5 protein-coding genes are annotated in these 17,262 nt (G+C 52.1%); all 5 read left to right on the top strand.

Annotated features, from left to right (window positions below):
• Positions 1-11 precede the first annotated feature (11 nt).
• From F0L74_RS27790 to F0L74_RS27770, 5 genes are read left to right on the top strand one after another with little or no spacing between them, the layout of a single operon-like run.
• Entirely contained in the window at positions 12-1,322 is a 1,311-nt protein-coding gene (locus F0L74_RS27790) for a DUF4302 domain-containing protein (protein WP_149841163.1), read from the top strand.
• Positions 1,323-1,374: 52 nt separating this feature from the next.
• Entirely contained in the window at positions 1,375-10,281 is an 8,907-nt protein-coding gene (locus tag F0L74_RS27785) for an Ig-like domain-containing protein (RefSeq protein WP_188316202.1), read from the top strand.
• Between the two features lie 17 nt (positions 10,282-10,298).
• A complete protein-coding gene (locus F0L74_RS27780; protein WP_246197830.1) occupies positions 10,299-14,411 on the top strand; it encodes a PKD domain-containing protein in 4,113 nt (1,370 codons plus the stop codon).
• Between the two features lie 21 nt (positions 14,412-14,432).
• Positions 14,433-15,440: a PorP/SprF family type IX secretion system membrane protein gene (locus tag F0L74_RS27775; RefSeq protein WP_149841160.1), complete on the top strand. Its 1,008-nt coding sequence runs from the start codon at positions 14,433-14,435 to the stop codon at positions 15,438-15,440.
• Between the two features lie 25 nt (positions 15,441-15,465).
• The gene (locus F0L74_RS27770) at positions 15,466-17,217 is read left to right on the top strand and encodes an OmpA family protein (RefSeq protein WP_149841159.1); all 1,752 of its coding nucleotides are present in this window, start codon (positions 15,466-15,468) and stop codon (positions 17,215-17,217) included.
• Positions 17,218-17,262: the final 45 nt, after the last annotated feature.

Below are 17,262 nucleotides of genomic sequence, written 5' to 3'. Positions count from 1 at the left end.
AACAAAATCTTATGCAAAAACATTGCTTATATCTTTTATTGCTGCTCAGTTTTGCCGCCTGCAAAAAGGAAGATGACCCCCTTTTTGACAAGTCGCCGGATGAGCGGATCAATGAGACCCTGCGCAATTACCAGCAGGCGCTGACGAGCGCGCCTTATGGCTGGAAAGCGCTGGTATTCCCTTCCGGGGTACCTAAAGGGGTGTTCTCTTTTTATCTGCGGTTCAACGATTCCAACCGGGTGGCCATGTTCTCTGATTTTGACGCCTCCTCCTCCGCTACATTTAAAGAAAGCAGTTACCGGCTAAAGGCGTTGCAGCAACCCAGCCTGCTGTTTGATACCTACTCTTACCTGCATGTGCTCAGCGACCCCGATGCGGGTGTGAACGGCGGCGTGTATGGGCAGGGGTTATATTCCGATTTTGAGTTCTCGCTGGATAGTATCAGCGGGGATAATATCCTGCTTACCGGCCGTTTTCACGGCAGCAAGGCTATACTGATAAAAGCTACACAGCAGGAACAACAGGCTTATATGAGCCTGCAGCGCAACCGGGTATTTGAAAAACAGCGGGAGTTCCTGACCTATTTTAAACGCATCACCCTGGGCGGCCGCCAGTATGAGATCACTGTAAACCTGTTTGGGCATGTGATCAAATTTACCTGGTTAGATGCGCAGGGGCATAAACAGGAGTTTGAGACCGGCTTTTATTATACGCCTGCCGGCGTTGCAATATATCCCGCCTTTACAGATGGCAGCCAGACCATTACCAACCTGGATAATATTACCTGGGATGGCGCGCTGCAGACCATGAAATTTGCCGCCAACGGGGCCAATGGGACTATTACCGGTTTTGCCAGACCGCTGGCGCCAGACTCCACCGCCGGCAAAAGATGGTGGCAGGCAGTGGCCGGCGGCGATTACTGGGTGGGGCCTTATGGTTTCCATGTAAACGGGGTGGATGACGCTTTTCATATTACCACGCTGCCGGATTATGCCTTTATGGGCTTCTGGCCTGCATACGGTACCAGCAATGGCACTTCTTATGACCTGCTGGGGTTTGTGACCCAAAGCGGCGATGAACAATCCACATTAAGCTACGGCCTGGCCTATAACCCGCCCATATTCAGCAACGACGGGAAGATCAATTTCTCCTTCCTGGGCGTGCTGGGCGCCTTGCCGCCGGACATAACGCCTTTGCAGCAAACGCTTACGCAGATGGAAGAACCCGCGGGCTATTACCTGGTACAGATAAGCCCAACGAGTTTTGACATGGTGAGCGCAAAGGATGGTAAGTCCTGGATCAACTGGTTCCTTCCTCAATAACAATAAAACAGTAACACATTCTCCTACCACTATCTGTAGAAAAACGACCCTTATGAGAAAGTATATCTTTACATTGTTTTACCTGCTATTTCTGGCATCCCGCTTATCGGCACAAACGGATATCAGCATAGGCACTGGTACTGTCGGCAACGGAGGCGGCTATAGCTATCCCTGCCCCTTACAGGACTATTTTGAAGGCAGCCGTTCCCAGTTTTTGTACCGGGCCTCGGAGCTGCTGGCCGCGGGCATGGGCCCCGGTATGATCAGCGGCGTAAAGTTCAACGTCACGTCTGTGAACAGCGTAGACGTGATCGAACAGTATACGCTCAAGATCGCAGGCACCGCGGTAACCACCCTGGGCGATGATTCCTGGGAACCCGGCGGCGCTACGGTATTTGGTCCTGTTGACTATAACCCGGTCAATGGTATCAATGCCTTTACGTTTGCTAACTCCTTTTTCTGGAATGGCACAGACAACATCATTGTAGAAGTCTGTAACGGCGGTGATGACTGGACCGGCAACGTAAGCGTGCCCTGGACCACCAACCTGCCTTTTAATGCCTCCCGCACCTATGCGGAAGATAACAGTGGCACCCTTTGCGACAATCTCTCCACACAGGAAAGCGGTAATCAAACTACCCGCCCCAACATTATTTTCAGCTGGACGCCCGCGTCCGCCTGTGCAGGCGCGCCCAATGGCGGTACCGCGCATACCAGCGTAAGCAGCGTTTGCTTGAACGAATCCTTTAACCTGAGCTTAACCGGCGCCACCGTAGCCTCCGGGTTAACGTATCAGTGGCAAAGCTCTCCCAATAATACTACCTGGACGAATGTGCCAGGGGCCACTACCTCTAATTATACGGCCACACAAACGGCTACTTCGTATTACCGCTGTATGCTCACCTGTACAGCCAGCGCAACATCCGTACCCTCTGTGAGTGTGCAGGTAACATCGCCCACGCTGGTAGCCGGCACTTTCTCCATTGATAACGGCAACCCTACCAACACTGTCACCGGCACCTTTAACTCCTTTAATGACGCTTATAATTATATTAAATGCGGTATTAACGGGGCGGTGGTGTTTAACGTGATCAGCGCTAACCCGGTGCATAACGAGCAGCTGATCATGCAACCCATACCCGGTGCATCCGCTACCAATACCGTTACTTTTAACGGTAATGGCAAAGAGATCGCGTACACGTCTGTAGCCAGCGGGCAACGGGCCACCATTAAACTGGATGGTGCAGATCATATCAGCTTCAACAACCTGGTGATAACCGCCAGCGGCGCCGCCGGTCCTGAGTACGGCTATGGCGTGCAGCTGATCAATGATGCAGACTCCAACACCGTTAACAATTGTACGATCAATATAAATACTACATCCGATGAAGAGGATTTTGCAGGTATCGTAGTTACCAGCAGCCATACGGACGCTACCGAAAGCGGAGAGGCAAAATGCGACGGCAATACCTTCAGCAATAATACCATCACCGGCGGCTACTATGGCATTACCCTGGTAGGCGATGATAATTTTGCCAATGGCAGCAATAAGATCATTAATAACACAATCAAAGATTTCTACAACTATGGCATGTATATCAGTTACTCCTTTAATACGCTGATAGCGGGCAATAACATCAGCCGGCCAGCGCGTACAGAAGTAACGGATTTTTACGGCATCTATCTCACGAACCTGAACACCAAGGACAGCATTAGCCGTAACCGGATCACGGATCCGTTTGGCGGTAACCCTGCCAGTACAGACGATTTTTACGGCATATACTTTAACAGTGTGGATGCGTTGAGCTCTCTGGAGAACATCGTCAGCAATAACCTGGTATACAATATCACCGGTAACGGTAATGCCTATGGTATCTACAACACCAGCTCCGATAATGTATACTATTATCATAATACCCTGGCCATGGATGGCAGCGCCAGCGGCAATTCCTCCGTTACCAGGGGTATATACCTGATCAACAGCCGGGTGGATGGGATCAATGTGATCAATAACATCATCCACATTTCCCGCGGCGGCCCTGGTCCTAAATATGGCCTGTATTTTGGCAATACGTCCAGCACGATCGTATCTGACCGGAACGTACTGTTTATTGCGCCGGGTGTGGCCAATGCCTTTGTTGGCTTCTTTGGGGCGGACCAGGCTACCCTGGGTGACTGGCAGACGGCCAGCAGTCAGGATGCCGGCTCCATGATCTCCAACCCCATGTTCACCTCGCCGGCCACTGGTAATTACAGCCCCGTGAATGCCTCTATAGATAACCGTGGTATGCCCGTAGGCATTGGCATAGATATCAACAATGCCGTGCGCAGCGCCACCACGCCGGATATAGGCGCTTATGAGTTTACGCCGCCACCCTGTACGGTGCCGCCCACGCCTGGTACCGCCACGGTGGGCGCATCGCCGGTATGTGTGAATATCCGTGTGCCTTTTGGGCTTACCGGCGCTTCTGTAGGTTTAACGCAAACCTACCAGTGGCAGGTATCGGCTAACATAGCAGGCCCCTTCACGAACCTGGGCAACCCGTTGACCAATGCGGATACCATCATAGTAGCCAATGTTACCTCCTACTACCGCGTAGCGGTTACCTGTAGCGGTAATACGGCTTACTCTACCCCGGTATTACTGGAGGTGAACCAGGCCCTGGCCCCGGACACTTACACTATTGATAAAACAGCGCCTGTAGGCACGCCTAAGAACTACCTGAGCTTTAATGAAGCCAAGGCGGCCCTGGAATGCGGTATTGCCGGTCCTGTGATCTTTAATGTAGTAGCCGGCCGCACGCCTTATGAAGAGCAGCTGATCCTGGACTCCATACCGGGCGCCAGCGCGGTAAATACCATCACTTTTATGGGTAATGGCAATACCATCCATTTCAGCTCCGATGATACGAACGAGCGGGCGGTGATCAAGCTGCGCCGTGCAGACCATTTTGTGTTTGACAGTCTTACCATAGACGCTACCGGCGATGGGGGGTATGGCAATGGCGTACAGCTGATCAATAATGCAGACAGTAATATTGTACGTAAGTGTAACATTATTACAGATGTAACGGACGATGTTTCCTACTACTGTGGTATTGTGATCAATGCAGAAGATGATGCCGCCAACAGTGCCGGCGCTACCCTGTGCGACGCTAATACTTTTGAGCGGAATACGATCACCGGCGGCTACTATGGCGTATCGCTGGTGGGTGATGAAGATGTGCCGCTGTTGAACAACCGCTTTGTGAACAACGCGGTGAAAGAGTACTACAGCGCTGGTTTCTATATCCGTTATACCACCAATACGCTGATAGAAGGCAATGCCATCAGCCGGCCCACGCGTGATAACAGCAACTATACCGTATCGGCTATTTATATATACGATCCCAGCACCAAGCTTACCATTACCCGCAACCGGATCTTTAACCCGTTTGGCGGCAACCTGACCAGCACCAGTGATTTTAACGGCATCTACCTGCAATATGCAGATGGCGGAGAAGGCGCAGAGACCATGGTAGCGAACAACGTGATCTATAACATCAACGGCCGTGGTACCCTTAGCGGTATCTATCACTATACATCCAACAACATCTTCTATTATCATAATACCATTTCACTGGATGATGCTGCCAATACCAGCACCGCCGGCGCCCGTGGCTTTAATGAAACGGGTGATATAGCAGGCGTACGTTTCTTCAATAACATCATCACCATTACCCGTGCGGGCAATAGTACCAGGTATGGTATGTACCTGAACAGCAGCAATAGCGACTTTACCAGCGACTATAATGATATATATGTAAAAGGTACCGGCGGACAAGACAACGTAGGCTATGCCGCTACTAGCAACCGCACCACGCTGGCGGACTGGCAGGCAGTGACCAGCCAGGACGCGCATTCCATCAGCATGGACCCGGTGTATGCCGATGCGCCCAATGGTAACCTGGCCCCGGTTATTTCCCCGCTGGATAATACCGGTACGCCCCTGGGCATTACCATTGATGTGGATGGTAAGAGCAGGAGCACCACCACGCCGGATATAGGCGCTTTCGAAATTGCCATACCGCCCTGCGTGGCGCCGCCTAATGCAGGCGCCGCCACCGCATTGCCCGCGGATAATGTATGTATGGGCGCTATTATTTCTCTGAGCCTGAATGGCAACACCACCGGCGGCGGACAAACCTACCGCTGGCAGGTAGGCCGTACAGCCACCGGCCCATGGAGATACCTGACAGAAGACCGCTTTGTGAAGGAATACAAGACCGAGCTCACGATAGAGAACTATTTCCGTTGCCTGGTAATGTGCGGCGGTGATACCGCTTACTCCGCCGTGGCGCATGTGAACATGAACGCGCCGCTGCCCTCTGGTTTCTATACCATCAACCCCGGCGCGCCCGCAGGCACCCCACGGAACTACAACTCTTTTACGGATGCGGTAAACGCGCTGGAATGCGGTATTGCCGGCTGGGTGACCTTTAATGTATCGCCCGGCACTTATACAGAGCAGGTGAGGATGCACCGCATTTACGGCGCATCTGATACCAGCCGCGTTACTTTCCAGGGACTGAACCATAATACCAGCGGCGTAATACTCACCTTTACGGGCACCAATGCCGCCAATTATGTGTTGCAGCTGGACAGTGCCAGCTATATCACCTATAAGGAGCTTACCATCAAATCCAACGGCGCCTATGCAAGGGCGGTGAACCTGGCCAGCACGTCGTCTTACGACAGCCTGCTGAACTGCGCCATCATTGCGCCTGCGGTAACCAGCAGCACCACCAACGTAGTGGGTGTTTACGGCAACCCGCTGAAAGGTACTGGTAACGTGATCAGGGGTAATACGGTGACCAACGGCAGCACCGGTATCTATATGTACGGCAGCTCCGGCGATGACCTGGTACCCAACCTCACGATAGACAGCAACACCGTAGTGGGCGCTTACCAGTATAACATTTACACTTATTATACCAACCGGCTCAAGATCCGGAAGAATACCATTAAGATCACGCCGCCACGCGCCAGCACGTCTTACGGTATTTATTCCAACAGCAGCGATACCGCTTATGTAACAGCAGATAACATAGTGAACATACAGGGTGCCACCAGCACGGTGTACGGTATCTACCAGGCCAGCAGTGATGCAACGGCCGCGCTGCCCGCTACGATAGCAGGCAATAAGATCCATGCGCTTACCGGCGTTACCGGTAGCGTGTATGGCCTGTACACCACCAGCACTTCCTTTACCGATGTAGTGAATAACGTGATCAGCATTAATACCACCGGCAATACTGCTTACGGTATCTATGCTACCGGCGACAGGAACAATAATTTTTACAATAACTCTGTGTTAAACAGCAGCGCCTCCACTGCTGCCACTAACATCACCGCTTACTTTGCGCCCACCGCCAATACGAAGCTGCGTAATAACATCTTTGCACACAACGGTGGCAAATATCCGCTGGCGGTGGATAATATAGAGGACCTGAATAGTGATTATAACACGCTGTACACTACCGGTACCGTATTGGTGCACGAAGAGGGCTTCCCGGATATAGACCGGCCTACCCTGCAGCAATGGCGGGATGAGGCGGACCTGGACCAGAGCTCCATTGTATACCAACCGGCTTTTGTAAACGACAGCACCCTGGCGCCTGATGTGGCTAACCCGGATGTTTGGGCAATACATGGCCGTGGGGTACAGGTAGCGGGTAATGACCATGATATCAACAACCAGCCCCGTCCTACCACATTAGCAGCCGGCGTACCGGATATGGGCGCCTATGAGTTCCTGCCCACCGCAGTACCACCGGTATTGCCTGCTATCCCCGCCGCCCCGGCGCCGGGTATTACGCAGACCTTTATGTTTGGTACGGATACCGTATCAAAGATCACCTGGGGCCCCACCGTACCCGGTACGGTAAGCGTACGCAGGTACTCCGGCGTAGTGCCGCCTAATATAGACGCCACTAAGGAGTTCATGTATTTCTATACGGATATGGAGCCGGGCAGCACGCCTTACAGCTTTGATATCCAGCAATTCTATGTGGATTCATGGCAGGGTACTTTTACGGATGAAAAAACCATCCGCCTGGGCCGCACCACGGACGCTAATAACACCTGGAAAACGAGTGACAGCAGCAAGCTGGAAGACATTGCCAATATTATAGCAGATACCAGCCTCAGCTTCCTGGATAAATTCACCGGCCTGAAAGGCAATATGCCAACGCCGCCGCCGGTAGTACAGGCCGCAGACAGCTCTAACCGCGGTACCCGTTTCTGGGTAGGTTATGGCCACCACCAGTTCTTTAGCGGTGATAACTCTCAGGATATGGTACTGTACCTGAGCGCAGAAGCAGCCGCCAATGTAACGGTACGTATTAACGGCACCAGCTGGGAGAAACACTACAGCATACCCGCCAATACGGTGATCAGCAGCGACCTGATACCAAAATCCGGTTTGTCTGACGCGCGCCTGCTGGCAGAAGGGTTCTCTGAAAAAGGCATCAGTATAGAAAGTGATGTGCCGGTAGTAGCGTATGCGCATATCTATGGCAGCGCATCCTCCGGCGCCACCATGCTGTTGCCTGTAGGCACTTATGGCTATGAATATTATACCCTCTCCGCAAAACAGAAATATGGTACAGATACTTATTCCTGGTTCTATGTAATAGCGGATTATGATAACACCGTAGTAGAGGTAACCCCCTCTCAACCTACACTGGCCGGCCGGCCTGCGAATGTGCCGTTTACCGTCACCCTTAACAAGGGCGAAGTATACCAGGTACTGGGCGCGCTGATACAAGGCACAGAAGGATATGATCTTTCCGGCAGCCGGGTGAAGTCAATACCCAATGGCGCGGGCAAATGTTACCCCGTGGCCGTGTTCTCCGGCAGCAGCCGTACCCAATTCGGTTGCGGCGGCCTGGAAGGCGGCGGTGATAACCTGATCCAGCAGAACTTCCCCTCACAGGCCTGGGGCCGCAATTACCTGACGGCGCCTACCTCTGTGGATAGTGATCCGGCGGTGTTTATGACCAACATATTCCGCGTGCTGGTAAAAGATCCTGCTACGGTAGTAAAACGCAACGGTGTGCAGCTGACCGGTATCATTAACAACCGGTACTATGAATTCCAGAGCAATACCGGGGATTATATACAAGCAGATCTGCCGGTGATGGTAGCGCAGTATATGTCGTCCAGCAGCGCCTGTGATAATATGGATGGCCTGGGCGATCCGGAAATGATCTACCTGAGCCCCATTGAACAGGGTATCAATAAAGTAGGATTGTACCGTAATACGCAGGAGAACATAGAAGTGAACTACCTGACGCTGATCATACCCACCGCCGGTGTGCCCAGCCTGCTGATCGATGGTACCAACAATTTTGACCATGTATACCCGCATCCTAACCTACCTGGTTATACGGTAGTCGTAAAACGCTGGGATGCAGATACCGCACAGGCCATTGTTACCAGCGACTCTGCCTTTACGGCCATCACCTATGGCCTGGGTAGCGTGGAAAGCTACGGTTACAACGCCGGTACGCTGGTGAAGAACCTGAACACGCAACCATCCTTCAGTAATATTTATGGCAACGGCAGCGCCAGTGATTATACCTGCGCCAAAACGCCGTTCCGTTTCTCTATGCTCATCTCTGTGAAGCCCACTACCCTGAAATGGGAGCTGAGCAAGGTAAGTTACCTGGATCCCAATGCGGATGTGTTACAAACGAACCCGGTGCCGGAAGATTCTGTGGAAGTGAACGGGCGTAAGTATTTCCGTTTTGTGATCAACAGTAATTATGTGTTCAGTCAGCCGGGTATGTACTATGTGCCCATCGTGATGACCCACCCGGATATTGAAAGCTGTAACAACAGCCTGGAAACCGTATTGCCCATTAAGGTGATTGGCGCGCCTGTGGTAGACTTTACCGTGGCCTATTCCGGTTGCGTGAGCGATACCGCACAGTTCCATGGCACAGCCACTACCGCCAACGGCGTAGGCATCAGCTCCTGGAAATGGAATTTTGGCGAGAGCGATGTAGATACCGCCATCGTTAAAGACCCGCTGAAGAAGTACGGCGCCGCCGGCGTATACAATGTGAAGCTGAGCATTATTGCGGAAGAAGGTTGTATAGGCGATACCACGCTGCCGGTAACGGTGAACGCAGCGCCGGACGTAGTGCTGGCAGATGATTCACTGACCGTGTGCGCAGGCGATAACGCCACCTTTAACGTACAGAGCCCGGAGGCAGATATTACCTACAACTGGTACACTGCCCCCGTGGGCGGTACGCTGGCCGGCAGCGGCGCCAGCCTTACCATACCCAATATCACCGCTACCGCCAGCTACTATGTAGAAGCCGTGAAAGACGGTTGCGCAGGCGCTAACCGCACCAGGGGCGTAGTAACGGTATTCCCGCAACTGGTAACACCAATGGTGACCGTGGATACCATTGGCGTAAACATGGTGCGCTTTAAATGGAGCGCCGTAGCCAACGCCACCGGTTACGAAGTATCCATCGACAACGGCGTGAACTGGAGCAAACCATCCTCCGGCGAAAGAGGCCTTACGCATACGGTAACCGGTTTACAGCCCGCACAAACCGTAACGCTGATCGTAAAAGCGAAAGGTTGTGAGGATAAACTGTCCGCACCGGTAAGCGCCAAGACCTTGCCAGACGGCATCTTTATCCCCAATGCGTTCTCGCCCAATGGCGATGGCCTCAATGATGAGCTGCGCGTGTATGGTTACATTATCAAAGACATCCACTTCATGATCTTTAACCAATGGGGTGAGAAAGTATTTGAGACCAATACACAGAATAGGGGCTGGGATGGCCAGTACAAAGGCAGGATGCAGCCTTCCGGCGTGTACATCTATGTGTGCAAGCTGCAGCTGACAGACGGAAGCGTGGTAGAGAAGAAAGGAGCCGTTAACCTGATCCGGTAATGAAAAATCTGACAACAATGATCAAACCCATCACATATCATGCGCTCCTCTGTATAACAGGGCTGTTGCTGCTAAGCATGGGGGCCCGCGCCCAGAACCTTTCCAATAAAGGGAAAGAGTTCTGGGTGGCCTACGGGCACCACCAGTTTATGGAGCCGGGCATGGATAACAGCCAGGAGATGATACTGTACCTGAGCGCCGAACAGCCGGCCACGGTAACGGTCAGTATCTATGGCACCGCCTGGGTAAGGACCTATAACATTCCTGCCAATACGGTGATCGCCACAGAGTATATACCCAAAGCGGGTTTCTATGACGCGCGTTTGTACTCGCCCCCGCCATCTTTTGGCGGCACCGGCGGCGAAGGCGTTTTCACGAATAAAGCGATCCATATAGAAAGCAATGTGCCCATTGTAGCCTATGCGCACATCTTTGGCAGCGCTTCATCCGGCGCCACTATGCTGATGCCGGTGGAAACATGGGGTTACTCCTATATTTCCCTGAACAGTGAACAGTATTACCAGGATAACTGCTTTTCCTGGATGTATGTAATGGCTAATGCAGATAATACGGTGATAGAGGTTACACCCTCGGTGCCCAGCCGTAACGGGCGGGTACCGGGTGTACCATTCACCCAAACGCTGATGAAAGGGCAGGTGTACCAATTGATTGGCGCATCGCTGGGCAGTGGTACCGGCCGTGGCAATGAGCTCACCGGCACTAAGGTGAAATCCATTGCCAACGGGGCCGGCGGTTGTGCGCCCATTGCGGTGTTCTCCGGCAGCAGCCGCACTTATATAGAGTGCCCCGGTAGTTTTCCGGGCGGAGGGGATAACAATATGCAGCAGATCTTCCCTTCGCAGGCATGGGGCAAACAATACCTTACAGCGCCTATCCCTACGAGCACCAGTGCCACCAGCAATCAAACCAGCATCTATAAAGTGCTGGTCAAAGATCCCACTACGGTGGTGAAGCGGAATGGCGTGGTGCTTACCCCGCTGATCAATGGATCGTATTACCAGTTCAACGGCAATACCGCAGACCTGATAGAATCTGATAAACCGATACTGGTAGCGCAGTTTATGGCTTCCAACGGCGGTTGTACCAATACCGGCCCCTTGGGCGACCCGGAGATGGTCTACATCAGCCCCAATGCGCAGGCCATTAAACAGATAGGTTTTTACCGCAATGACCGCGAGAATATTGACATTAATTACCTGATACTGATCATTCCCACGGGCGGCCTTAGCTCCCTGATGATAGACGGGCAGCCAAATGCGTGGACTGCCACCTATCCACATCCCAATATGGCCGGTTATTCTGTAGTGGTTAAACGCTGGACGGCCACCAAAGCGCAAGCCCTGGTAAAAAGCGATTCCGCCTTTACGGCCATTACCTATGGACTGGGCAGTGTGGAAAGCTATGGTTATAACGCCGGTACACTGATCAATAACCTGAACGTATTAGGCGCAATACATAATACACTTGACTCTTCTTCCGCCACTAATGAGTTTACCTGTAACAATACGCCCGTGGAATTATCTGTGCTCATCGCTTACCAGCCTACTAAGATGGTATGGCGGCTAAGCCAGCTGGGTGGCGTGGTTACGCCTAACGCAGATGTTACGGATAATGCCCCGGTGAGTAAAGGCACGGTGATCGTAGATGGGACCACGTATTATAAGTATACGCTACCACAGCAATATACCTTTAACACGATAGATACTTTTGAGATCCCGATCCTTTCTACGCATCCCAGCATAGAGAACTGTAACAACACGGAAGAAGTGAAATTCACCGTGATCGTTAAGGGTAAGCCAAAACCATATTTTACTTATACGCATACCGGCTGTACGCTGGATACGGTACACCTGGCCGGTGATACGAGTAGCACCAACGGGTATAAGATAGACCGCTGGAAATGGACATTTGCCGGTCCGGTACTGGATAGCGGTCAGCTGGTGGATAAGCTGTTCCCAGTTGGTACGCAGAGCATAAAACTGGTAGGCATCTCTACGGAAGGTTGTGTGGGCGATACTACCATGCAGGTGGTGATACGTCCTAAACCGGTGGCGGATTTTGCTACTTCGCCTGCATCCACCTGTGAAGGCGACAGCATTAAACTAACAGACAACTCCACCTTTGGCGGGCCTGCGCCTATTAAATCCTGGTACTGGGATTTTGGCAATGGCACAAACAACACCGCTACTACCAATGCCGCGCAAACGGCTAAGTATCCCGGTCATGGCACGTATGCCATTAAACATATCGTAAAGGTAAGCGACCGTTGTGTGAGCGATACCATCACCAAAAATGTGACGGTATACGCTAAACCGCAATTGGGCTTTAACTACCCGCAGAACTGTTTGCCGGTGGATGGTATGGTGCAATTTACCAGTACCACCACGGTACCGGATGGGCAGACCTTAAGTGATTATGCCTGGGATTTTGGAGATACCGGCGCTACGCCTGCCAATCCCAATACATCTGACCAGCCTAACCCTACGCATACCTATACCAAATTTGGCGCGTATAGCATCAAGTACAGCGTAACTACGGAGCATGGTTGTATGAAAGATACCACGGTGTCTGCCACGTTTAACCTGAAGCCGGCGCTGGTCTTTGCGCCCTTACCGGCGGTATGTGAGAATGTGAAAACGGCGGTGTCTATTGCCAAAGGGGCTGTTACCAATGGCGTAGCCGGTACAGGCACCTATCGTGGGCCTGGCACAGACGCGCAGGGTAATTTCCAGGCCAGCGCAGCCGGCGCCGGTACGCATACTATCTGGTATGTGTTTAATACGACGGGTGGCTGTAAGGATTCTGTTTCCAGTGAGATCACCGTGTATCCTAAACCGGCAGCCGCATTTACCGCGGATAATAGCGTGTGCCTGGGTGAAGCGGTAGCGATTACAGATAACTCCAGCATTCCGGCTGGGAACATTACCCGCTGGGATTGGAGCTTTGGCGATGGTACCATGGCCACGCAGTTTAACGGCAATGCCTTTACGCATCAATACAATACACATAATACCTATAATATTAAACTGGTCACTATCAGCGATCACAGCTGCGTGAGCGATACCGTAACACATGCCGCAGCCGTACATCCATTACCAGTAGCTGATTTTGGCCTGCCCGTAGCAGTATGTATGCCGCAAGGCACGGTTGCTTTCACGAACCAAACTACCGTAGCAGATAACAGTACATTAAGCTGGTCCTGGAATTTTGGGGATGGCAGTACCGCCTCTACGGTAAAAGACGCATCGCATGTATATGCCGCCAGCGGGACCTACAGCATACGGCTAACAGCTACATCTGCTTTTGGATGCGTGGATGATACTGCTAAGGTGTTCAGCGCCTTCTATGACAAACCCATCGCCAGTTTCCTGGTAGAGCCGGATACCCTGTGCCAGGGCGCGGATAATGTGTTCACAGACAGAAGCACCGCGCCTAACAGCACTATTAAAAAATGGGATTGGGCTTTTGGAGATGGCACTACCGCTACCGATGATGCGCCCGTAAAACGATATAACGCGCCTGGCAATTATGATGTACAGCTAACGGTGACCAATGCCTTTGGCTGCGTATCTGATCCCTATACAGATCAGGTGCTGGTATACCTGCAACCGGTGATAGACGCCGGGCCTTCCTTCACGGTAACAGAAGGCACGACCATTCAATTCAATCCTACGGTGAATGATTCCGCATCGCTCAGCTTCCGCTGGACGCCCGCTATTGATTTTCCGGATGCCACCATACTGCGGCCTTACCTGGTGGCCACGCATGACCAGGTATATACGCTTACCGCAATAGGGGGAGGCAATTGTGCGGCCACGGATCAACTGACGGTGAAGGTGCTGAAACCGGTGAAGGTACCGAATGCTTTCTCCCCCAATGGCGATGGCATTAATGATACCTGGGTGATCACCAACCTGGCAGATTATCCCGGCGCTACGGTGGAGGTGTATAACCGCTATGGACAGCGCATCTATTCCTCCAGCGGGTATAACACCGCCTGGGATGGCGCCTGGAACGGTAAACAGCTGCCGCTGGCCACCTATTACTATGTAATAAAATTACAGAACGGGTTTGCCCCGCTTACAGGATATGTAACCATTTTAAGATAACGCTAATAAATACAGTGTAAGATGAACACCCTTAACAAAACATTGTGCATGCTGATCGTTACCACGATCTTCGCCCTGGATACAAAGGCGCAGATAGATCCGCATTTCTCCCAATACTATGTGTATCCATCCTGGCTGAACCCGGCCCTTACCGGCGCGTTTGACGGGGACTACCGGCTGTCTGCCATTTACCGCACGCAGTGGGGTAATATCAGCAGCCCGTTCTCCACCTTTGGCACAGCGGCGGATATCACCACGGAGAAGAATTTCAATTTTGGCGCCAGTGTGCTGAACCAGGCGGCCGGCGATGGCGGTTATAACTATACCACCGCATACGCCAACGTAGCGTATACCGGCGTAAAGTTTGGCGCGCAGCAAACGCACCAGCTGGCCTTTGGTATGCAGATAGGATATATACAGCGCAAGTTTGATCCTTCCAAGCTCACTTTTGGCGACCAGTGGAATCCCATTACCGGTTACAATCCCACTACTTCTTCTGCGGATGTGTTTACCCGTACTTCTGCCGGTTCATTTGATGCGGGCGCAGGCGTGTTATACTATGATGCCGCGCCGGGCAAGCAGGCTAATCTTTTTGGCGGCTTCTCCGTATCGCATCTTACCCGGCCCAAAGACCAGTTCAGCAGCCATGGCGACGCCCGCCTGCCCATGCGTTATATAGCCCATGCGGGCGTAAGGCTGGCCTTGTCGGACATACTCACGCTTACGCCTAATGCGCTGTATATGAAACAGGGCAGCGCTACTGAGAAGATGTTTGGCGCTTATGCGCAGATGAATGCCGCGATGAATACAGATTTCCTGCTGGGCGCTAATTACCGTGTAAAGGATGCGATGAGCGTATACGCCGGTTTTATTTATAAGACCATGACACTGGGCGCCAGTTATGATATCAATACTTCTGACCTGGGTAAGATGGTAAGGGGCGCTAACAGCTTTGAGGTATCCCTCACCTTCATAGGCCGCAAACGCGCCAAAGCGCCGGAAGTAGAGTTTGTTTGTCCGCGGTTATAATCATCAATCCTTAATTCACAGACCCATGAAAAAGATATTCCTTACTGCTGCCGGTGTAATGCTGATGATGGCGATGGCCCATGCCCAGTTTACTTACGACTACCTGAAAGCAGCCGATCATTATTATAAAAAAGCGGACTATAACTCTGCCGCACAGTATTATGAAAAATACCTGGCATCGCGTAAGACCATTATACGGCCGGCGGTGTACAATCCTTACACAGCCAATACGCTGAGCAAAAAGCCCGTAGTGGTACTGAGTAGCGAGCAGCAGGCCATCTATTACCTGGCGGAAAGTTACCGCCAGCTGCATAACTATGTGAAGGCTGCGCCTTATTATGAAGAAGCGCTGGAGTTTGATAAAACACAGTTCCCGCTGGCAGGTTTTCATTATGCCACTGCGCTGCGGGCACTGGAAAAATATGAGGCGGCTGAAAAAGCTTTTGACTATTTCCTGAGCATACACGAAACCAACGACGAATATAAAGCAGCGGCAGAAAGGGAAGTACGCAACCTGCGGTTTATACAGGAGCAGCTGGGCCGTAAGGACCTGTCCCAGTTCTCCGTGCATAAAGCGCCTGCGGGCCTCAATACTACCGGCGCCAGTTATGCGCCCGTGCTGCTGAACGATGGCAGCATGGTATTTACCTCTACCCGGCCAGACAGCGCCAATGATAAGAACCATGTGCACCTGAACCGTGTATACCAGGCCGGTATAGCCGGCAGCGTTACCCGTATACCTTTGCCACAACCAAAGGATGAGCACCAGGGCGCTATCAGCATTACGCCGGATGGTAATACCCTGTTTCTGACCCGCTGGAAGATAGCCGATGGCAAAAAAACATCCGCCATTTACCGCAGCAAAAAGAGCGGCAATACCTGGAGTGAACCGGTCTTGCTGGATGAACAGGTGAATGCAGCCGGTTTTAATGCACAGCAGCCTTTTGTAATGCCGGATGGCCAGCACCTGTTATACGCCAGCGACCGCAAAGGCGGTTATGGCGGCTTTGACCTGTGGTGCGCAGACCTGGATGCAGATGGTAAACCAATGAACAGCCGTAACCTGGGCAGCGTAGTGAACACCACCTCTAATGAGCAGGCGCCTTATTACCATGGCCCCAGCGGAGAGCTGGTATTTTCTACAGACGGTGGCACCGGCATGGGCGGTTATGACTTCTTTTACAGCAAAGGCAGCCTGGATAGCTGGGAAACGCCCGTGAACTTTGGTTACCCCGTGAACTCCGTAAAAGACGATATCTATTTTGCCAGCAAAGGCAAAGACGCCAATATACTGGCAGATGTTTGGCTGGGCTCTGACCGCGCCGCGGATTGCTGCCTGGAATTATTTGCCCTCGCTAAGACAATTCCGCCTCCTCCTCCGCCACCGGAGGTAGTGAAGGTAACACCGCCGCCCCCACCGCCGCCTATCGTATTGGATAATGTGTACTACGATTTCAATATGGCTACCCTTAAACCGGAATCTTTCCCATCGCTGGATGTACTAGTGGAGATGCTGCAGAAAAAACCGGAGATGCGTATAGAGATCATGGCGCATACGGATAGCAAGGGATCGGATAAGCTGAACGAACGTTTGTCCGAAGCCAGGGCCAAGAGCTGTGTGGATTACCTGATCAGCAAGGGTATAGACGCCGGCCGTTTGCAATACAAAGGTTATGGCGCCACCAGGCCTATTGCGCCAAACGTATTACCGGATGGCTCGGATAATCCTGAGGGAAGGCAGAAAAACAGGAGAACGGAATTCAGGGTGCTGGAATAAATAGCTGTTAGCCGTTAGCGGTTAGCAGGTGACTTTATGATTAGT

The organism is Chitinophaga agrisoli (genome assembly GCF_008386695.1).
Lineage (GTDB): Bacteria > Bacteroidota > Bacteroidia > Chitinophagales > Chitinophagaceae > Chitinophaga > Chitinophaga agrisoli.
Note: the sequence above shows the minus strand (reverse complement) of the source record. Positions and strands in the feature narration are given on the sequence as shown.

Bases quoted from the DNA above. Each gene is read 5' to 3' on its own strand.
- F0L74_RS27790 (WP_149841163.1), top strand. From the start codon at position 12: ATGCAAAAACATTGCTTATATCTTTTATTGCTGCTCAGTTTTGCCGCC.
- F0L74_RS27785 (WP_188316202.1), top strand. From the start codon at position 1,375: ATGAGAAAGTATATCTTTACATTGTTTTACCTGCTATTTCTGGCATCC.
- F0L74_RS27780 (WP_246197830.1), top strand. From the start codon at position 10,299: ATGATCAAACCCATCACATATCATGCGCTCCTCTGTATAACAGGGCTG.
- F0L74_RS27775 (WP_149841160.1), top strand. From the start codon at position 14,433: ATGAACACCCTTAACAAAACATTGTGCATGCTGATCGTTACCACGATC.
- F0L74_RS27770 (WP_149841159.1), top strand. From the start codon at position 15,466: ATGAAAAAGATATTCCTTACTGCTGCCGGTGTAATGCTGATGATGGCG.